General features: G+C 71.3%; 18 protein-coding genes and 1 pseudogene. 6 read left to right on the top strand and 13 right to left on the bottom strand.

Going from position 1 to position 19790, the window contains the following annotated elements; translation table 11 throughout:
• Window positions 1-4 precede the first annotated feature (4 nt).
• The 3 genes from DEJ05_RS10905 to DEJ05_RS10895 form a co-directional block, all read right to left on the bottom strand.
• A complete protein-coding gene (locus DEJ05_RS10905) occupies window positions 5-847 on the bottom strand; it encodes a formate/nitrite transporter family protein (protein WP_111110421.1) in 843 nt (280 codons plus the stop codon).
• Window positions 848-958: 111 nt separating this feature from the next.
• Window positions 959-2125, bottom strand: a complete 1167-nt coding sequence (locus DEJ05_RS10900) for a Vms1/Ankzf1 family peptidyl-tRNA hydrolase (protein WP_111088482.1) — start codon at window positions 2123-2125, stop codon at window positions 959-961.
• Entirely contained in the window at window positions 2106-2447 is a 342-nt protein-coding gene (locus tag DEJ05_RS10895) for a hypothetical protein (RefSeq protein WP_111029698.1), read from the bottom strand. Before DEJ05_RS10895 ends, DEJ05_RS10900 begins: the two co-directional genes overlap by 20 nt.
• 208 nt (window positions 2448-2655) lie before the next feature.
• Here DEJ05_RS10895 and DEJ05_RS10890 point away from each other — a divergent pair, with 208 nt between their 5' ends.
• From DEJ05_RS10890 to DEJ05_RS10875, 4 genes and pseudogenes are all read left to right on the top strand, one after another.
• A complete protein-coding gene (locus tag DEJ05_RS10890) occupies window positions 2656-4014 on the top strand; it encodes an extracellular solute-binding protein (RefSeq protein ID WP_111029697.1) in 1359 nt (452 codons plus the stop codon).
• Window positions 4011-4970 (top strand): annotated as a pseudogene (locus DEJ05_RS10885) (carbohydrate ABC transporter permease); the annotation flags it as partial. The gene DEJ05_RS10890 and the pseudogene DEJ05_RS10885, both read left to right, overlap by 4 nt.
• A gap of 158 nt (window positions 4971-5128) precedes the next feature.
• Window positions 5129-6064, top strand: a complete 936-nt coding sequence (locus tag DEJ05_RS10880; protein ID WP_027464914.1) for a carbohydrate ABC transporter permease — start codon at window positions 5129-5131, stop codon at window positions 6062-6064.
• On the top strand, window positions 6061-9105 hold the full coding sequence (locus tag DEJ05_RS10875; RefSeq protein WP_111110419.1) for a glycoside hydrolase family 2 TIM barrel-domain containing protein: 3045 nt from the start codon (window positions 6061-6063) through the stop codon (window positions 9103-9105). Before DEJ05_RS10880 ends, DEJ05_RS10875 begins: the two co-directional genes overlap by 4 nt.
• A gap of 89 nt (window positions 9106-9194) precedes the next feature.
• Here the strand turns inward: DEJ05_RS10875 and DEJ05_RS10870 are convergent, their stop codons facing one another.
• Window positions 9195-9620, bottom strand: a complete 426-nt coding sequence (locus DEJ05_RS10870) for a DUF3151 domain-containing protein (RefSeq protein WP_111029694.1) — start codon at window positions 9618-9620, stop codon at window positions 9195-9197.
• A 274-nt stretch (window positions 9621-9894) separates the two neighbouring features.
• Between DEJ05_RS10870 and DEJ05_RS10865 the strand changes: the two genes are divergently transcribed.
• Window positions 9895-11526, top strand: a complete 1632-nt coding sequence (locus DEJ05_RS10865; protein WP_111110418.1) for an ABC-F family ATP-binding cassette domain-containing protein — start codon at window positions 9895-9897, stop codon at window positions 11524-11526.
• Window positions 11527-11544: 18 nt separating this feature from the next.
• Here DEJ05_RS10865 and DEJ05_RS10860 read toward each other — a convergent pair whose 3' ends face one another.
• The 4 genes from DEJ05_RS10860 to DEJ05_RS10845 all read right to left on the bottom strand — a co-directional run bounded on the left by DEJ05_RS10860 (window position 11545) and on the right by DEJ05_RS10845 (window position 14355).
• Window positions 11545-12240, bottom strand: a complete 696-nt coding sequence (locus DEJ05_RS10860; RefSeq protein ID WP_111104753.1) for an SDR family oxidoreductase — start codon at window positions 12238-12240, stop codon at window positions 11545-11547.
• 10 nt (window positions 12241-12250) lie between these two features.
• Complete coding sequence (locus tag DEJ05_RS10855) at window positions 12251-12742, bottom strand: DedA family protein (RefSeq protein WP_111110417.1); 492 nt, start codon at window positions 12740-12742, stop codon at window positions 12251-12253.
• Window positions 12743-12803: 61 nt separating this feature from the next.
• Entirely contained in the window at window positions 12804-13835 is a 1032-nt protein-coding gene (locus DEJ05_RS10850; RefSeq protein ID WP_111110416.1) for a YihY/virulence factor BrkB family protein, read from the bottom strand.
• Window positions 13836-13839: 4 nt separating this feature from the next.
• Window positions 13840-14355, bottom strand: a complete 516-nt coding sequence (locus DEJ05_RS10845) for a hypothetical protein (protein WP_110864933.1) — start codon at window positions 14353-14355, stop codon at window positions 13840-13842.
• A gap of 63 nt (window positions 14356-14418) precedes the next feature.
• On the opposite strand from DEJ05_RS10845, the gene DEJ05_RS10840 reads away from it, so the two are divergent.
• Window positions 14419-15159 carry an MBL fold metallo-hydrolase gene (locus DEJ05_RS10840; RefSeq protein ID WP_111110415.1) on the top strand — a complete coding sequence of 247 codons (741 nt, stop codon included), beginning with the start codon at window positions 14419-14421 and terminating at the stop codon, window positions 15157-15159.
• A 193-nt stretch (window positions 15160-15352) separates the two neighbouring features.
• Here DEJ05_RS10840 and DEJ05_RS10835 read toward each other — a convergent pair whose 3' ends face one another.
• From DEJ05_RS10835 to crtI, 5 genes are all read right to left on the bottom strand, one after another.
• On the bottom strand, window positions 15353-16396 hold the full coding sequence (locus DEJ05_RS10835) for a Gfo/Idh/MocA family protein (RefSeq protein ID WP_111110414.1): 1044 nt from the start codon (window positions 16394-16396) through the stop codon (window positions 15353-15355).
• Between the two features lie 73 nt (window positions 16397-16469).
• Window positions 16470-17396, bottom strand: a complete 927-nt coding sequence (locus tag DEJ05_RS10830) for a prenyltransferase (RefSeq protein ID WP_071404934.1) — start codon at window positions 17394-17396, stop codon at window positions 16470-16472.
• The gene (locus DEJ05_RS10825) at window positions 17393-17827 is read right to left on the bottom strand and encodes a lycopene cyclase domain-containing protein (RefSeq protein WP_181440706.1); all 435 of its coding nucleotides are present in this window, start codon (window positions 17825-17827) and stop codon (window positions 17393-17395) included. Before DEJ05_RS10825 ends, DEJ05_RS10830 begins: the two co-directional genes overlap by 4 nt.
• Window positions 17824-18156 carry a lycopene cyclase domain-containing protein gene (locus DEJ05_RS10820; protein ID WP_027464925.1) on the bottom strand — a complete coding sequence of 111 codons (333 nt, stop codon included), beginning with the start codon at window positions 18154-18156 and terminating at the stop codon, window positions 17824-17826. The genes DEJ05_RS10825 and DEJ05_RS10820 overlap by 4 nt, the downstream gene beginning before the upstream one ends.
• Window positions 18156-19739 (bottom strand): phytoene desaturase family protein, encoded by a 1584-nt coding sequence (gene crtI, locus DEJ05_RS10815; protein ID WP_071404984.1) that lies wholly within the window; start codon window positions 19737-19739, stop codon window positions 18156-18158. Before crtI ends, DEJ05_RS10820 begins: the two co-directional genes overlap by 1 nt.
• Window positions 19740-19790 lie beyond the last annotated feature (51 nt).

The following is a 19790-nucleotide window of genomic DNA, read 5'->3' as shown; positions in this document are numbered from 1 at the left end:
CCCGTCACCCCTGTTCGTGGTCCGCACGCTCGGGGTCGTCCTGGGATTCCCGGCGGCGGTCCTGCATGAGCTCCTTCGTCCGGAGCAGGCGCAGGGCCGTCACGAGCACCAGCCCACCGAGGACGTTGAACAGCAGCGTGTACCCGAACCAGCCGAGCCACTGCCCGGAGGTGATGTCCGCGCCCGACTGGATCGCCCCGAAGACGAGCAGCGAGTCGAGGATCGAGTGGAAGAGCTGCAGCCCGGCGAGCAGGAAGCCTCCGGCGACGGCGGCGACGAGCTTCGCGGGGTCCGAGTCGGTGCCCTGCTGCATCCGCGTCATCAGGGTGATGGTGCTGCCGCCCAGGACCGCCAGCACGATGCTCTGCAGTCCGAACGGCGCGTCGACGTAGTGGTGCGCCGACTCCGAGAGCGTGGCGTGCCACTGCGGGAACGCCTGGACGACGAGCCACATGAACACCCATCCCCCGGCCAGGTTCGCCACGAGGGTGCCGCCCCACAGTCGCACGAGCTGCAGCACGGTCCCCTCGCGGGCGACCACGGCCGCGACCGGCATCAGGAAGTTCTCGGTGAAGAGTTCGCTGTGCGCCAGGTGCAGCGCGATGAACCCGATGCCGAAGGCCAGCCCGGCGAGCAGGTGGCTGTCGGTCTCGGTGAGCACCGCGAGGTACGCCATCACCCCGAGACCGACCTCGAGGCCGCCGAAGAACCCCGTGACGAGGACGGCCCGGGTCGTCCGTTGCAGCCGCTCCGCGCCCTCCTCGATGGTCGCGTCGAAGGACTCCGCGAGTTCGTCCTCCACGGGTGCGTCACTGGTGCCGAGTTCACGTCGGCGGTCGTCGGTCATGGCCGGGACGCTATACGCGGCCGTCGTGGCGGCCCGCAGGATCGCGCCGAGACGGACGGGAGGCCCGGTACCAGCCGGCACCGGGCCTCCCGTCCGTCGTCCGGTCACCGCTCAGGCGGCCGGCACCGCCGGTCCCACCGGCCACCGCAGCAACGCCGCGGCGGGCGCGCCGTTCGGGAGCGACGCGGCGTTCACGAGCAGCAGCTCCGCGTCGGTGAGGGCGACCGCCCGGACGATCGCGCACACGGCCGGGACCGGTCCGATGACCGGTGCGCCCGCCGCCTGCTCGGGTGCCGTGGCGATCCACGGCACCGCTCCCAGCGCGAGCAGGGTGCGGTCGCCGATCGCGGCGGCGTCGATCGCGACGACCGAGGCCTGCGCCTGCTGCAGCGCCTCGACGACGGACCCGAGGCCGGTGACCGTCTGGTTGTCCCCGCGGCCGACGTGGGTGCGGAGCAGGTCCTCGAAGTCGTGCCGGCGGGTCGCGATGACCCGGGCGAGCGCGATGTCGACGTGCTCGACGAGCGCGGTCTCCGACGCATCCGAAGCCCGGGTGTCGACCGGGACCTCGGAGACGACGGCGCGCGCCTCGGTGGACAACTGGTCGAGCAGGAGCCCCCGTGCGCGGATGTCCCCTGCGACCACGATGAGCTTCGGCTGCAGCCGCCGGAAGGCCTCGTCGACGGACGTGGCGACCTCGTTCTGGTTGTCGCGCCAGATCTCCTCGGTGTGGTGCTGCCACCGCAGGTGCGACCAGCCGCCGCCCTGGAACTTGTGGAGCGTGTCGGTGCGGCCCTGCACGCGCTGCTCGTCGCGACGGTCCGGCACGTCGGCGTGGCCCAGGCGGTAGGCGCGGTAGCCACCACCTTCGCGACCGACCTCGACGATCAGGAACGGCAGGTCGAGCGGCCGGTGCGCCAGGAGCGGCAGCAGGTCGGGCACGGGGTCGTGGCCGATCGACGTCGGGGCGTGCATCGCCCCGGGCAGGACCTCGCTGAGCACGAGTTCGCCGTCGTGCACGAGCACGTACCGGCTGACGGGTGCCGGCACACCGGGTGTCTCCTCGAGCTCGGCCATCACCGTGTCGATGACCTCGGCGTCCGCCCCGGCCGACCGCAGCACGTCCTCGGCCTTCCGGCGCTGCAGGGCGGCGAGGTGCTGCGGGTCCTCACGGTCACCGGACGCGTCGACGTAGGCCCACGTCCACGTGCCCCCGCGCTTCAGGCGTTCGGCGATCCCGGACTGCAGGTGCGGGGCGTCATTCTGCGTCAGAGCCATCGGTGCTGCCCTCCCCGGTCTCGGTGCGGTACACGGTCGCGTCGGCTCCGTCGCCGTCGCCGGTGGGCAACGGGTCGGCCCGGTCGGCGTCGTCCTCGGGGAGCACGTCGGTGGTGTCGTCCTGCAGCTCGCCCTCGAGCTCGCCGTCGTAGCCCGACGCGGCGAGGGTCTCCGGGCTGTCGGTGTCGTCGGGGACCGGCTCGGACTGCCGGAACTCCTCGACGTGGGCGTTGCTGCCGTGCCCCTGGACGATGCTCTGCGCCTCGTGCGCGAGCTGCTCGTCGAGTTCGGGGCGATGGGTGGTGTTCCCGCGTTCGGTCATCGCTTCTCCTCCCGGTCGTGCCACCGGCGGCCTTCGCCGTCCGGGGCGTCGGTGTCTGCTCTGTGACCCCACGGTCCGCGCCCGGGCCTGGGGCCGTTCCAAGGTGCGCAGGGAACGCGCAGTGTCGGTACGGTCACGAAACCACAACGGCGTTCGGTTCTGTGATTGGGTGTCGACAACCCCGATCAACGACGAACGGAGTGCGGCAATGGCGCCACGACCACGACCCATCACGAGACGACACCTGTTGGGCTTCGGCCTCGGCACCGCGGCGGCGGGACTCCTCGCCGGCTGTGCGGTCCCGGGCTCGACCAACGTCAACAAGGCGGCCCTCGTGCCCGCCGCGGCCTCGGGTGAGACCGTCCAGCTCACCTACTGGGCCTGGCTCAAGGACCTGCAGAAGGTCTGCGACGTCTGGAACAGGACACATCCGGACATCCAGGTGTCGGCGAACTGGATCCCCGGCGGCAACAGCGGCGGGTACCAGAAGATGTACTCCGCGCTCGCGGCTGGCGGGGGCCCGGACATCGGGCAGGTCGAGCTCCGGCAGATCCCCGAGTTCATGCTCGCGAACGGCCTGGTCGACCTGGCCCGGTACGGCGCGAAGGACTTCGAGTCGAAGTACGACGAGGCCGCGTGGGCGCAGGTGTCGTTCGTCGACGGCATCTACGGCATCCCGCAGGACACCGGCCCGATGGGGTTCTACTACCAGACCGCGATCCTCGAGCAGGCCGGCGGCGAACCCCCGACGACGTGGGACGAGTGGCGTGACCTGGCCGACAAGGTCCGGAGCACCGGGAAGCAGAACTACCTCGAGGTGTTCCCGGTCGCCGACGCGTCGCCGTTCGCCGCGTACGCACAGCAGGCCGGCGCGCGCTGGTTCAAGGTCGACGGCGACGAGTGGGTCGTCGACATGACCGACGACAAGACCCTGATGGTCGCGGACTTCTTCGACGGGGTCATCGACGACGAGCTCGTCGACACCAGTGCCGGTGCGTACTCCCCCGGGTGGTACGCCGCGGCCGCGAGCGGCAAGATCGCCGCGGTCACGAGCGCGAGCTGGGGTGACGCCCTGATCGAGTCGGTGCAGGGCGGCGAGGGCAAGTGGAAGGTCGCCCCGATGCAGAAGTGGGGCGCCGACGGCTTCGGCTCGAGCGCCATCGGCGGTTCGACGGCCGCGGTGCTGGCGAACGCGAAGCACCCGAAGGAGGCGCTCGAGTTCATCACGTGGATGACCACCTCGAAGGAGGGGATCGACGCGATGATCAAGCACTGCGGCATCGGCTGGTCGCCCGCCGTCGACTACATCGGGGCGCAGCGCGAGAAGCCGTCGAAGTGGTTCTCCGGCCAGAACTACAACGAGGACGTCTTCGTGCCGGCCTCGAAGGAACAGAACATCGACTGGTCGTGGTCCCCGGTGACCCAGTCGGCCTTCACCAGCCTGCAGAACCAGTTCCGCCGCAAGCTCACCTCGGGCCTGAAGCTCAGTGACGCCGTGGAGCTCGCACAGCGGGAGATCGTCCAGTCCTTCAAGGACAAGGGCCTCAGCGTCAGGACGGCACGATGACCCAGCAGACCACCACCCCACGGTCCACCGGCCGACCGGCCGGCGGGACGCCCGCGTTCCGCACGAGCACGAAGGCCACGAGCGCGCAGAAGCGTGCCCCGTGGATCCTGCTCGCCCCGTTCCTTGCCCTGTTCCTGCTGACGTTCGTCATCCCGATCATCAGCGCCCTGTTCCAGTCGTTCACCACCGTCGACCGTGAGGGCCTGTTCGGTGAGGACGGTGTGGTCGGCCGGTTCGCCGGGTTCGACAACTACGCGATCGCCCTGCAGGACAGCGGGTTCGTCGCCTCGATCGGCCGCATGCTGCTGTTCGGCATCGTCCAGGTCCCGGTGATGATCATCGCCTGCACGATCCTCGCGCTGCTGCTCGAGTCGGCGAGCGCCCGCTGGCCGGGCTTCTTCCGGGCGATCTACTTCATGCCCTACGGCGTCCCGGGCGTCATCGCCACGATCCTGTGGTCGTTCCTGTACGTGCCCGGCCTGTCGCCGATCGTGTCGCTGCTGCAGTCGATGGGGCTGCAGCCGGACTTCCTCGGAGCCAACAGTGTGCTGTGGTCGATCGCGAACATCGTCACGTGGACCTACACCGGCTACAACATGCTCATCATCGTGGCGCAGCTGAAGTCCATCCCCGGCGAGGTCTACGAGGCCGCCAAGGTCGACGGCGCGAACGCGTTCCAGGTCGCGTGGCGGATCCAGATCCCGCTCATCGCACCGGCCCTGGTGCTCACGACGGTGTTCTCGATCATCGGCACCCTGCAGCTCTTCGCGGAGCCGCAGATCCTGTCGACCGTCGCCCCGGCGATCGACACCGAGTACACGCCGAACTACGCCGCCTACACGAACGCGTTCGCGTTCAACGAGTACGGCGTCGCGAGTGCGCAGGCGGTCATCATCGCGCTGGCCGCGTTCATCCTGTCGTTCACGTTCCTCGCGCTGACGAACCGACCACCCAAGGACGAACGCGACCGCCGCAAGCGCGCACGGCGCGACGGCCGGGAGGCCCGCACCGCGCTCCAGACGCGCGCTGCGGCGGGCAGCACGGTCACCACCCAAGCCGCACCGGGCCTCCAGGCCAAGTCCGGTCTGCAGAACGGAACGAAGGGGGCCGACGCATGACCAGCGAAGCCATCGAAGCGCCGGCCACGGCGAAGACCGCCGTCCCCGTGGACACCACGTCGATCTCGGCGCACCAGCGACGGAAGCTCGACCGGTCGCCGCGCTCGCAGATCGTCGTCACGGGGATCCTCGTCGTCGTCGCGCTGTACTTCATCGTCCCGCTGTACTGGGTCGTCATCGCCGCGACGAAGACCACGGGCGCGCTGTTCTCGACCAACGGGTTCTGGTTCGGCGGCGAGTTCGCGCTCTGGAGCAACCTGCAGCAGGTGTTCACCTACGACGGCGGCATCTTCGTCCGGTGGATCGCGAACAGCATCCTGTACTCCGGCGTCGGTGCTGTCCTGGCGACCTACTTCGCCGCGGCCGGCGGGTACGCGCTGGCGAAGTACGACTTCCGGGGGCGCCAGTTCGTGTTCGGCACGATCCTCGGCGGCGTGCTCGTGCCGGGGACCGCGACCGCACTGCCGCTGTTCCTGCTGTTCTCGTCGATGGGCCTGACCGACACGTACTGGAGCGTGCTCATCCCGAGCCTGGTGTCACCGTTCGGGCTGTTCCTGTGCCGGGTGTACGCCGCCGCGTCGGTGGACACCACCCTGCTCGAACAGGCACGCATCGACGGGGCCGGTGAACTGCGGATCTTCCACACCGTGGTGCTCCGGCAGATGACCCCGGCGCTCGTCACCGTGTTCCTGTTCCAGGTGGTCGGGATCTGGAACAACTTCTTCCTGCCGCTCATCATGCTGGCAGACCAGAAGCTGTACCCGATAACACTGGGTCTGAACAACTGGCGCTCGCAGGTCGACCGCCTGCCGGAGTTCTACCAGCTCACCACCGGCGGGGTGCTCGTCTCGGTCATCCCGCTCGTCATCGCCATCATCGTCCTCCAGCGCTTCTGGCGTGGAGGCCTCACGGAAGGATCGGTCAAGGGTTGACCCACTCCGCACTCTCGTCCACCGCACCCGGCTCCGACTCGCGGCTGGCACCCCGTGCCTGGCTGCACACCGACGCCCCGTCCCTGTCGCTGAACGGGGACTGGCGGTTCCGGTGGTCGCCCGTCGCCTCGGTCTCCGAGGACTTCGCAACCGAGGGTGGGGAGGACGACGACCCGGCCTGGGGCGAGCTCCCGGTGCCGTCGCACTGGGTGCTGCACGGCCACGGCGCTCCGAGCTACACGAACCTGCAGTACCCGTTCCCGATCGACCCGCCGCACCCGCCGGAGGAGAACCCGACCGGTGACCACCGCCGCACGTTCGAGCTGCCGTCGTCGTTCGACGGTGCCGGCCGGGTGCTGCTGCGGTTCGACGGGGTCGAGTCGCACTTCCGGGTGTGGCTGAACGGGACGCTCGTGGGGTGGTCGACGGGCTCGCGCCTGGCGACCGAGTTCGACGTCACCGAACTGGTGCGCCCGGGGGCGAACGAACTCGCGGTCCGGGTGCACCAGTGGTCGGCGGCGTCCTACCTGGAGGACCAGGACCAGTGGTGGCTACCGGGCATCTTCCGCGACGTCACCCTGCTCGCCCGGCCCACGGCACCGATCGACGACGTGTTCGTGCGTGCCGGTTGGCGAGCGACGCTCGGCACGGCTGCGTCGGCGGGCACCGCGGCGTCGGGACGGCCGGAGACGGGGACCGGCACGATCACGTTCCCGACGCTCGACGCGGTGTTCCCGGTGCGGTTCTCGGTGCCCGACCTGGGCGTGGACGTGACCTGGGCCACGGCGGACGACGTCGCGCCGATCGAGGTCGAGGGTGTCGAGCCGTGGAGTGCCGAGCTGCCGAAGCTGTACGACGCGACGCTGTCGACCGGTTCCGCTGCGGGCGGCTCGGGCGGTGGCGCCGGTGGCGAGACCGTCTCACTCCGGCTCGGGTTCCGCACCGTGTCGATCGTCGGCGACCGGTTCCTGGTGAACGGTGAGCGTGTGGTGTTCCACGGCGTGAACCGGCACGAGACCCACCCCGTGCGCGGCCGGGTGTTCGACGAGGAGCACGCCCGCGCCGACATGGCGCTGATGAAGCGGAACAACGTCAACGCCATCCGCACCTCGCACTACCCGCCGCACCCCCGCGTGCTCGACCTGGCCGACGAGCTCGGGTTCTGGGTGATCCTGGAGTGCGACCTGGAGACCCACGGGTTCCTGTTCACCGACTGGGTCGGCAACCCCTCCGACGACCCGGCGTGGGCCGAGGCCTACCTCGACCGCATCGCCCGCACCGTCGAGCGCGACAAGAACCACGCGTCGATCGTGATGTGGTCGCTCGGCAACGAGTCGGGCACCGGCCGGAACCTCGCGGCGATGTCGCAGTGGGTGCACGACCGCGACGCCGAGCGCCCCGTGCACTACGAGGGCGACTACACGGGCGAGTACACCGACGTCTACTCGCGGATGTACCCGACGCTGCAGGAGACCGAGTCGATCGGCGGCGGCACCCCGACGCCCCTGCTCGGCTGCGGCCCGGCCGAGGCCGCACGGCAGCGGTCGAAGCCCTTCATCCACTGCGAGTACGTGCACGCGATGGGCAACGGCCCCGGGCAGATCGCCGAGTACGAGGCCCTGGTCGACCGGTACCCGCGGCTGCACGGCGGGTTCGTGTGGGAGTGGCGGGACCACGGCCTGCTCGCGAAGACGCCCGCCGGCGAGGACTACTACGCGTACGGCGGGGACTTCGGCGAGGTCGTGCACGACGGCAACTTCGTGATGGACGGCCTGGTGCTGCCCGACGACACCCCGACACCGGGGCTCGCCGAGTTCGCGGCCGTCGTGGCCCCGATCCGGCTCGCGGTCTCGGACACCACGGTGCTGGTCGAGAACCGGTACCACTCGGCATCGACCGCCGGGCTCCGGCTGTGCTGGACCCTGTCGCGGAACGGCGTCGTCGAGGCCTCGGGGCGCCTGTCCACGGGCATCGTCGCCGCCCGTGAGTCGGCGACGGTCCCGGTGCCCTCCGAGGTGCTCGACGCAGCCACGTCCGAACTCGCACCCGGCGACGAGCTCTGGTTCGACCTGACCGTGGAACTGGCGGGGCCGACCGCGTGGGCGGACACCGGCCACGTCGTCGCACGCACCCAGCGGCTCGTCGCAGCGCGCGCGGCGGACGCACCACGGGCCTCCCGACAGGGGTGGGACGGCGACCACCTGGGTGACGGCACGTTCAACGCCCGTGGCGACCTGGTGTCGTGGAAGGGCCACGAGGTCGCCGGGCCCCGCCTGGAGCTCTGGCGTGCACCGACGGACAACGACAGCCTGGCGTCACAGGGCGGCTACGAGACCGCGGACCCGGTGCTCACGCACGGGGTCGGCGACCCGACCGCTCCCCCGTCTGCGACGCGCTGGCGCGACCGAGGGCTGGACCGGCTGACGCACCGGCTGGTGTCGGTGTCGCGCACCGACTCCGGTCTGGAGCAGCGTGTCCGCGTCGCGGCGGCGAACAGCGGGTGGGGGCTCGAGGTCACGCACCGCTGGACCCTGACGTCCGACGGGCTCGTGCTGCAGACCGACGCCGTGCCGTTCGGCGCCTGGGACGTCACATGGCCGCGGATCGGGGTGCGGTTCGACCTGCCGGCGTCGCTGGCGGATGCGGACGCGACCTGGTTCGGGACCGGACCGCTGGAGTCGTACGCGGATTCCTCGCACGCTGCCCGTGTCGGCCGGTTCACCGCGCCGGTGCGCTCGCTCGGGGCGGAGTACTCGCGGCCGCAGGAGACCGGGCACCGACCCGACCTGCGGGAGCTGTCCGTCGGGCCGTTCACGGTGTCGACGGTCGGGTCGCACCGTGCGGGGTTCACCCTGTCGCCGTGGACCGCGCAGCAGATCGACCGCGCCGAGCACCCGTACGAGCTGCCGACGTCGGACCACCTGTACCTGTACCTCGACGCCGCGCAGCACGGGCTCGGCAGCCGGGCGTGCGGGCTCGACGTGCTGCCGGAGCACCAGCTCTGGCCGCAGGCGTTCAGTTGGAGCGTGCTGCTGGGCTAGGCGGTCACGCGCAAAACACCGGTGTTCGCACGTTGCACACCCGCACCCCGCGGCGTGCAGTGCGAACACCGGTGTTTTGCGTGCGGGAGCTACGCGCCGGCGGACAGGGCGCGCAGGGCCTCGGGGTCGCTCGCGTTCAGGAAGTCGGTCAGGCGCTCGGCCTCACCCGGCTCGTCGATCGCCTCGGCGGCACGGCGCAGGGCGAACAGCGCCCGCAGCACGCCACGGTTGGGCTCGTGCGACCACGGCACCGGACCGACACCGCGCCAGCCGGCCTTGCGCAGGGCATCGAGCCCACGGTGGTACCCGACACGGGCGTACGCGTAGGACTCGAGGGTCGCGCCGCGCGCCCACGCCTCGTCGGCGAGCAGCGCCCACGCCAGGCTCGACGACGGGTAGGACACCACCACGCTGGCGACGGGGGCCTCCGCCTCGATCGCGGCGGTCACCTCCGGCTCGGCGGGCAGCAGGGTCTCGGGGTTCGACGACGGGGTCGGCAACAGGTTCTCCGGCATGCCCCCAGCCTGTCATCCCTTGCGGGTGCCCGTGTCACGGGATTACCGTGGAGGTCACCTCGTCGTCATCGCGGGGCCGCCGGGGCGGGAGACCGACCGGCGGAACGGATGGCGGACACGGGGGTCCCCCGACGGAAGCAGACGGATTGCTGTCGATCACCGGTACCGCTCAGCCCACGCGCTGACACCGTGATCGCGCGCCCCGTCGGGCGCTCCACCGCAACGCGGTGGCCTCGGTGTCGTGCGCCCAGCATCGACACCGGGAGACACCCCCATGCCCACCAGTCCGTCCGTCGTCCTGCACGACGTCACCTTCGCCTGGCCCGACGGCACCGTCGCGCTCGACCACCTCACCGCCGCCTTCGGACGTGGCCGGACCGGCCTGGTCGGGAGGAACGGGGCCGGCAAGTCCACGCTGGTCCGGCTCGCGACCGGCCGGCTCCACCCCACGTCGGGCAGCATCGCGACGTCGGGTCCCGTCGACCACCTGCCGCAACGCCTCTCCCCACCGGCACGGCCTGATCGCCGCTGGCGCGTCGATCAGGAACCGGCGGCGTGGGCCCACGCAGGCGAGGACGACACCGTCGCCGACCTGCTCGGCATCCGGTCGACCCTCACCGCGCTCCGGGCCGTCCTGGCCGGCGACGCCACGCCAGCACAGCTCGAGGCGGTCGGTGACGACTGGGACCTGGAGGAACGGGCCGCCGCGGTGCTCGACCGGGTCGGGCTCGACGGCACCGACCTCGACCGGCCGGTGTCGACGCTGTCCGGCGGGCAGTCGGTGCTCGTCGCCGTCGCCGGGGTTCGGTTGCGCGCTCGGCCGATCGTGTTCCTGGACGAGCCGACGAACAACCTGGACCGCCGGGCCCGCGGGCTGCTCCTCGACCTGGTCGACGACTGGCGCGGCACCCTGGTGCTCGTCAGCCACGACCGGGAACTCCTGGAGCACGTCGACGAGACCGTGGAGCTCCGCGCCGGGGCGATGACGGTCTTCGGTGGGACGTTCAGCGCGTTCGAGGAGCACCTGGCCGTGCAGCAGGCGGCCGTCGAGCGCGAGGTCCGCGTCGCCGATCAGCGGCACCGCACCGAGAAGCGGCAGCGCATCGAGGCGGAGACCAAGATCGCGCGTCGTGCCAAGGCCGGTGAGAAGGCGGGCCGCTCGATGCCGAAGATCCTGGCGAACGAGCAGCGGAAGAGGGCGCAGGAGACCGCCGGCCGGCTCCGCGTCGGGTACGCGGACGACGAAGCCGCCGCACTCGCCACCAAGCGCGAGGCTGAACTCCGTCTGCGCGACGACGAGTCGATCCACGTCACCCTGCCCGACCCGGACGTGCCGGCCTCGCGTCGGATCGCCACCGTGACCGTCCGCGGACGGGACGTCATCGTGCAGGGGCCGGAACGGATCGCCGTCACCGGGGACAACGGCGTCGGCAAGTCCACCCTGCTCGAGCAGCTCGTCGGCGACCCCGCGGCCCGGGAGCACCCGCTGCCCGAGACCACGGCCGTCGCCCACGTCGACCGGATCGCGTACCTGCCGCAGCGGAAGGACAGCCTGGACGACACCGCGACGGTGCTCGACAACGTGCGCCGGGACGCCCCGCACGTGCCCGTCGCCGAGGTCCGCAACCGGCTGGCGAAGTTCCTGGTGCGCGGGGACACCGTCGACCGCCCGGCCGGGGACCTGTCCGGCGGCGAGCGGTTCCGGGTGGCGCTGGCGGCCCTGGTGCTCGCCGACCCGCCGCCGCAGCTGCTCGTGCTCGACGAGCCGACGAACGACCTCGACCTGACGAGCGTCGACCAGCTCGTCGACGCGCTGCGGGCCTACCGGGGAGCACTCGTCGTGGTGAGCCACGACGAGACGTTCCTGGAACGGCTCGAGCTCGACGAACGGATCGAGCTGCGGTGACCCGTCGAGGGACGGACGTCAGCGCCGTCGGGTCGGCCGGATCGCGAGCGACTCGACGGTGCCGCGCTCGGGCAGGTCGACGACGGTGCGGACCGCGGCGGCCACGTCTTCGGGTGCCAGGTAGTAGTCGGTGTCGTAGGACTCCCCGAGCTTCGCCACGAGCTGCCGCTGCATGTCCGAGTCGGTCCGGCCCGGGTGCACGCTCGACACCCGCACGCCGTTCGCCCGCTCCTCTTCGCGCAGGGCGTCGGCGAAGGCCCGCAGCGCGAACTTCGACGCCGCGTACACCCCACCACCGGGGCCCGAGTGGAACCCGGAGCCGCTGTTGATCGGTACGACGATGCCCCGGGCTGCCCGCAGTGCCGGCAGCGCCAGCCGGGTGAGCTCGGCGACCGCGAACACGTTCGTCGCGAAGACCTGCTCCCACACCGCGCGCGGGGTGTCGGCGACGGTGGTGCCCTGCTCGACACCGGCCGAGTGCACGAGGACGTCGAGCCGATCCGGCAGCGCGGGGACCTCGCCCGCGCCCAGGTCACCGACGAACGGCGCCGCGCTCGGCAGCTCCTGGACGAGGGCGTCCACGGCGTCGGCGGACCGGCCGCCCACGAGCACGTGGTGGGTGCGGCCGAGGTCGGCGGCGATCGCGCGGCCGATGCCGCGGGTGGCTCCGGTCACCAGGGCGACCGGACGGTTCTGGAGCTGGTCTGTCGTCACGGAGGCCAGCCTACGGAAGCCGGGCCGGGCCTCCTGTGCGGTCGCGACGACGGCGCAGGACCGTCAGCGCGACACCGGCGACGACCACCAGGCCCACGAGCGCCGCGATGCCCCACGGCGAGCCGGCGAGCGCCGCGACGACCGCCCAGAACACGGCGAGCCCGACCGTCGCGTACAGGAACGCCCATGCCACGCATCCCGGCACCATCGCGATCGTGTACCGCCACCAGGCGACCCGTGCCAGCCCCGCTGCGGCGTTCATCACCGTCTGCAGGCCGACCACGACGAAGCTCACCGTCACGATCGGCAATCCCCAGCGATCCAGCAGCGCCGACCCGCGGCGGACCGCCGGTGACCGCAGCCAGCCGCCCCACCGTGATCGGGACGCACCCGTCACCGCGAGCCGCGCCACCCAGTACGTGGCCTGCGCACGGCAGAACACGATCAGGAAGAGCGCGAGGACGAGCCACCGGAACGGGAGCCCCTCGAGGAAGGACGGCACGCTCGCACCGTAGCGTCCCGACCCGGAGAGCGCCCGTCAGCGCCGATCGGACGAACGACCCTCAGTCGTTGTCGACGCCCTGGCGGATGCGGATGCCCTCGAGCACGTCCTGCGCCCGCTTCTCGTCCTGCTTCTCGATCTGGCGGGTGTCGCGCTCGGGGAGCTGGATGTCCTCCTCCGCACGGATGCCGGCCTGCAGCTCGCGACCCCGCTCGATCTCGGCGTCGAACTCGGCACCGAAGAGCAGGGCATTGTTCGTGATCCAGATCCACAGCAGGAACACGATGACCCCACCGAGGGAGCCGTACGTGGCGTTGTAGTTCGAGAAGTTCCCGACGTAGAACCCGAAGCCGACACTGGCGATGATCCAGATGAGGAGCGCCAGGATCGAGCCGCCGCTGACCCAGGTGAACTTCGGCTGCTTGACGTTCGGCGACCAGTAGTAGAGCACCGCGACGACGATGATCGCGATGACGAGCAGGATCGGCCACTGCACGATGAGCAGCACGGTCGCGGCCACGTCACCGAGCCCGATGACGTCGCCGAAGCTGCGGGCGAGCGGTCCGCTCACCAGCACCAGCAGTCCGACCACGAGCAGGACGACGGTGGTCACCGTGACGCCGAGCATCGTCGGGCGGAGCTTCCAGATCGGGCGGCCCTCGCGGACGTTGTAGATCCGGTTCATGGCACGGCCGAAGGCGCCGACGTACCCGGAGGCCGACCAGAGGGCGCCGAGCAGACCGACGATGAACGTCACCGGCGCAGCGGGCGAGCGGACCAGGCCGTTCACCGGCTCCTTCAGCAGGCTCGCGACGTCACCGCCGCCGACGTTGCGGATCACCTGGAGCAGGGTCTCGATGGTCTTCGCCGGGTCCGACACCAGGCCCAGGATCGACACGACCGCCAGCAGCCCGGGGAACAGCGCGAGCACGGAGTAGTACGTCAGGCTCGCCGCCAGGTCGGTGCACTGGTCGCTCGTGAACTCGCGCAGCGTCTTCTTCAGCGTGTAGACGAGCGTCGGCTTCTTGAGGTCGGTGGGGTTGTCGGGCTTCCGGGCGTCGTCCGGGTCCGGCTTGTGCTCTTCGTGCGCCATGTGACTACCCTCTCGCCTTCACGGCCTGCTTCGACCGCTTGACCGCCTGCTTGCGGTTCTTGTTCGCCCGTCGCTGCACCGCCGCGATGCCGACCTGCTGCTTCACGCGGGCGCGGTGCGCCGGGTCCTGCTCCAGGGCTTCCTCCGCCGCCTTGGCCCGCGCCTTCCGGCCCTTGCGACCTGCCTGCGCCTGCTCCTTCGCCGAGGGGGCGTCGCCACGCGCGCCGAACGGCAGCAACGCGGTGAAGGCCGAGTTCGCCGGCGGCTGGGCCAGGTGCCCGGCGGGGCGGTTCCGCAGCGCGATGCCGAGGACGATCGCCGCGACACCGGTCAGTCCCGTGATGCCCATCGCCACCAGCGGCGTGGGATCCCGGTGCCACCGCTGCTTCGTCTTGGCGACCGCGAGCCGCGTGCGGGCGGGCAGGTCCGCGCGTCGCTTCAGCTCCGTCACGGTGTCCGTGATGCCCTCACGGGTGCGCACGTTGGCGAGTTCGAGCTCGGGCAGACTGTCCTTGGCCATTCCCCATTTCGTACACGTCCCACCCGGGATCGTGCCCAGCAGGCCGCGTCTACCGTGCCGCACATGCTCTTCCGGGACGCCGCCGCGGGGATCCACCGCCTCGAGATCGCACACACCAACACGTACCTCGTCGAGACCGGCGATCGGTTGCTCGTCGTCGACGCGGGGTTGCCCGCCGCGTGGCCGCACCTGCAGCTCGCCGTGCACGACCTGGGCTACACGCCCGACCAGGTCGAGGGGCTCCTGCTCACGCACGGCCACTTCGACCACGTCGGCACCGCCGCACGGATGCACCGCGACTGGGGTACGCCCGTGTTCGTCCACCCGGGCGACCGGCACCTCGCCGCGCACCCGTACTCGTACCGGCCGCAGACGAACCGCTTCGGGTTCGTGGCGCTCCACCCGGGTGGTCTGCGCCCCCTGGGCCGGATGCTGCTGGCCGGTGCGGTCACGGTCGACGGCATCGCGGACACCGAACCGCTGGAGAGCCGCGCCGACGTGCCGGGCAACCCGTGGATCATCGAGACCCCGGGGCACACCGACGGCCACGTGGCCCTGCACTTCGCCGACCGTGACGCCGTGATCGCCGGGGACGCGCTCGTCACCTTCGACCCGTACACGGGCGGGATCGGACCGCGGATCGTCGCACCCGCCGCGACCTCCGACGTCGACACGGCGGTCGCGTCGCTCGACCGGCTCGCGGACACCGAGGCGAAGCACGTGCTGCCCGGCCACGGGCCGGGCTGGTCGCTCGGCGTGCGCCGGGCCGTCGCGCAGGCGCGGCGGGCGGCCGGCGCCGCCTGACGCGGCGACCAGCTCGCGAGTCCACGCGCTCAGCGACACCTCACGGGCGCTCCGACGCGTGGACTGTCGGTGAGCGCGAAACGTCGCAGAAGGGGCGTGCGCGAAAGGTCGCCGACGCGGTGGGCGCGACCAGGGCCGGCCTGGAGGCGCGGTGCGGGCCCGCCCCGCGCCTCCAGGCCGTGGGTGGGTGCGGTCAGGACGGGACGACGACGTCCTCGGGCAGGCCGGACGCCGCGGAGCGGCCGGCGGCTTCCATCAGCGCGAGGCTCCGCAGGTTGTCACGACCGCTCGTCTCGGGGGCGGGGCCGCCCTGCACCGATCGGGCGAACGCCTGCAGCCCGCCCTGGCGGTCGGTGTGCGCGAGCACGGGGAGCTCGACCAGCTCGGCGACGTCGTCCTGCGTGCGGCGGACGGTGACCCGGTCGCCGTCGACCGCGTTCGGTTCACCATCGCGGCTCGTGAACCAGAGCTCGCCGTCCTCGCCCTCGATGCTCCACTCCCCGGCCCAGGCGGTGCGCGGGCCACGGCTCAGCCAGCTGCCGCGGTAGTTGACGACCGTGCCGCCGTCGAGCTCGATGATCATCGAGGCGACCGCTTCGTCCTGGTACTTGCTGTACGCGGGGTAGCTGGCCTTGGCGAAAACCCGGACGGCCTCTTGCCCGGTGATCATCCGGAGCAGGTCGAAGTGGTGGATCGCCATGTCGTTGATCATCGCGTGCGGGAACCGGTAGTGCGGGTACGTCTCGGCGGGCTGGTCGTTGTCCCACTGCCGGAAGTCGACGTTGATCGCGGAGACCTCGCCGACGACGTCCGCCTCGAGCATCTCCTGCACGACCCGCGGTGCCGGGTACCAGCGGTAGTTCTGGCTGACCTGCAGCACCAGACCGAGCTCCTCGGCGCGACGGACCGCGGTGACGGCCTCGTCGGTGGTGTTGGCGAACGGCTTCTCGACCAGGACGTGCTTGCCGGCGTCGAGGGCCTCGAGCGCGAGCGGCACGTGCGTCACGGCCGGGGCGGTGATGACGACGGCGTCGGCCTCCACCGCGGCGAGCGCCTCGGTCAGGGACCCGAACGCCGCGGAGGCCGGGAGCCCGAGGTCGGTCCGCACGGCCTCGAGCGTCGGTGCCGACGGGTCGACGATCCCGACCACCTGCACTTCCGACACCTCTGGGATGGCGGTGCGGGCCCAGTTGCCGCCCCACCCTCCGAGACCGACGTGGATGATCCGGACGCTCATGCGCGCACTCCTTCGTGACTGCCGTCGTGACTGGTGACGCACCACGGACGCCGCGGTGCGTGCGTCCAGTCTGTCAGTGCGTGAAGGCGTACGCGATGAGTGCCATCGTGACGATGAAGCCCGCCAGGTAGTTGATCCAGAGGAAGCGCTTCCACCCGGCGTTCGCGGCCTCGGCGCCCTGGTCGGTGATGTTCCACCACGGCAGCACGTTGAGCGCGTACGGGATGACCACGATCGCGGCGATCGGCCCGGGGAACGCCGAGAACAGCAGCGCGACGCCGGCGACCAGGTAGGCGACGAAGGCCAGGCGGACGGTGGCCCGGGCGCCGATCACGGTCGCGACGGAGCCGATGCCGCCGGCACGGTCGGCCAGGACGTCCTGCACGGCACCGAACGCGTGCGAGGCCACACCCCACAGGAAGAACGCGATGCACACGGCGACGAGCTCGCCGGTCCAGTGCGGGCCCGCCAGGGCGAGGCCGTAGATCGCCGGCGAGACGAAGTGGGTGCTCGACGTCAGCGAGTCGAGGAACGGCTTCTCCTTGAACCGCAGCCCCGGTGCCGAGTACGCGATGACCGCGAACACGCTGATCGCCAGGACGAGCCACGACCACGGCCCGTTGCCGCTGACCGCGCCGAGCACCACGAGCGCGACGAGGAAGGGGACGTTCGTGACGACGACGGCCCACAGCGTGGTGCGGTGGACGCTCTTGTCGAGCAGGGCGCCCTCGACGCCGCCCTTGCGCGGGTTGCGCAGGTCGGACTCGTAGTCGAAGACGTCGTTGATGCCGTACATCGCCAGGTTGTAGGGCACCAGGAAGTACACGACACCGACCAGGAACGCGACGAGCGAGAACCCGCCGCCGCCCTCGACGCCGACCCCGCTGCCGAGCAGGTACGCGGCGCCGAACGGGTAGGCGGTGTTCACCCAGCTGATCGGGCGCGACGACACGAACAGGGCGCGCAGGGTCGACGGCCTGGAGGCGGTGCTGGCGTTCACTTCATGTCCTCTGCTGGTGCTGTGGTCGGGCCGAGCGCGGGGCGCGCGCCCGTCCGGTCGCGTGCGCCGGTCCGGTCGCGTGCGCCCGTCCGGTCGAACAGGACCCACAGGCTGGGCAGCAGCACGATGGCGGACATCGCGTAGGCGAGGTCCTCGACCGGGATCGCACCGATCTTCGCACCGCTGATGAGCGAGGGGTCGTAGGCGACGATCCGCAGCGTGACGATGACGTTGTCGAACACCATCGTCATCACCAGCAACGCGACGCCCGCGATCACGGACGTGAGCACCGCGACCCGGCGCCCGACCGCGGGCCGTCGACCCGCCGCACGGGCCCGGCGGGCGGCGACGACGCCGGCGACCACGGCCACAACGGCCGTGACGCCGAAGAACGGCAGGGCCAGGAGCGCGTACGCCCCGGTGCCGTTCACGCCCGCCGCCGATCGGTCGCCCGCTGCACCAGGGGCCGGACGAAGCCGACCAGGTCCATCGTCGAGTAGCAGAGCAGCAGCAGGAAGAAGAGCTCCTCGAGCGGGACCTCGGGCGCCAGGAGCACCCCGGTGAGCAGGTTCTGCGGCCCGATGAAGAAGATGCCGGCAGCGACACCGGCGACGTCCCACACCATGAAGAACGCGACTCCGACGACCATCACGGCCGCCGCCCGCCACGGTGCCCGCCAGAAGAACAACCGGAAGCGGGCGTCCAGCACGGTCATGCCGACCAGGGACACCACCAGGCCGGCGAGGTAGACCCCGGGCATCAGGCGGTCTCGGTCCGGTCCCGCGGAGCCCCGAGGGGCGTCGGCAGCGGCTCGGTGCTCCGGTCGCCGTGGATGCGCTTGAGCAGGACCTCGGCGCTGATCAGGCACATCGGCAGACCGATGCCCGGGATCGTCGAGGCACCGACGTAGTACAGCCCCTCGACCTTCTTCGACGCGTTCTTCTCGCGGAAGAACGCGCTCTGCTTCAGGGTGTGCGCCGGGCCGAGCATCGAGCCGTTCCAGGCGTTCAGGTCGTCGGCGAAGTCGCGCGGTCCGATCGTCCGTCGGACCCGGATGCGGTCGCGCAGGTCCGGCACCCCGGCGCGCTCGGCCAGCACGTCGATGGCACGGTCGGCGATCTGCTCGACCTGGTAGTCACCGGCACCGTCGATGCCGCCCTTGCCGATCGACAGGTCGGCGGGCAGCGGCACCAGGATGAACAGGTTGCTGGTGCCGGGCGGGGAGACGCTCGGGTCGGTCTCGGACGGGGCGCAGACGTAGATCGAGGCGGGGTCCGGCACGTGCCGGTCGTCGCCGAAGATCGCGCCGAAGTTCGCCTTCCAGTCCGCGGTGAACATCAGGGTGTGGTGCAGCAGGCCCGGCGTCGGACCGTCGATGCCGAGGTACACGAGCACCGCGCTCGGCCCCGGGTCCCGCTTCTTCCAGTGGTCGGCGCCGTGGGTGCGGTGCTCACGCTCGAGCAGCTGCATCTCGGTGTGCTGCATGTCGGCAGCGCTGACCACGAGGTCGGCGGGCGCCGTGTGCTGCACACCGTCGCGGTCGCGGTGGACGACCCCGGTGGCGACGCCGTCCTCGACGACGATCCGTTCGACCTTCGCGCCGGCGATGATCTTCGCGCCCTCGGCCCGGGCGACCCGCTCGACGGCGGAGATCACCTCGGTGATGCCGCCCTTCGGGTAGAGGACGCCGTCGGCCAGGTCGAGGTGGCTCATCAGGTGGTACATGCTCGGCGCCGCGTACGGGCTCGTGCCGAGGAACACCGCCGGGTAGCCGAGGATCTGCCACAGGCGACGGTCGCGCACCGCGGTCTCGGCGAAGGTGGAGAGCGGCTCGAGCAGCAGGCGCGCGAGCTTGGGCAGACGACGCAGGACGTCGGGTGCGGCGAGCTTCGTGAGGTCCTGGAAGCTCGTGTAGAGGAACCGGCGCACGGCCATCGTGTAGGTGTCCTCGGCCGACGCGAGGTACTTCCGCATCCGCTCGCCGGCACCGGGCTCGATGGACTCGAACAGCGCGATGTTGGCCTCGGCGTCGGCGCGCAGGTCGATCGGCTCGTCGTGGCCCTCGCTGTAGACGCGGTAACCGGGGTCGAGCTTCACCAGGTCGAGTTCGGCCTCGGCCGACGTTCCCAGCAGCTGGAAGAAGTGGTCGAAGACCTCGGGCATGAGGTACCACGACGGCCCGGTGTCGAACCGGAACCCGTCCTGCTCCCACGAGCCGGCACGGCCGCCGAGCTGCGTGCGCTGCTCGAGCACCGTCACCGAGAAGCCGTCGCGTGCGAGCAGCGCGGCAGCCGCCAGGCCGCTGATGCCGCCGCCGATGACGACCGCGCGGCGTGCGGGCACCTTGCGCCGGGGGGTGGTGGCGACCGTCGTCGGTCGGGAGGCTGTCTCTTA

The organism is Curtobacterium sp. MCLR17_045 (assembly GCF_003234405.1).
In the GTDB taxonomy this organism is placed as follows: domain Bacteria; phylum Actinomycetota; class Actinomycetes; order Actinomycetales; family Microbacteriaceae; genus Curtobacterium; species Curtobacterium flaccumfaciens.
This window is presented reverse-complemented; position numbering and strand designations above follow the sequence as displayed.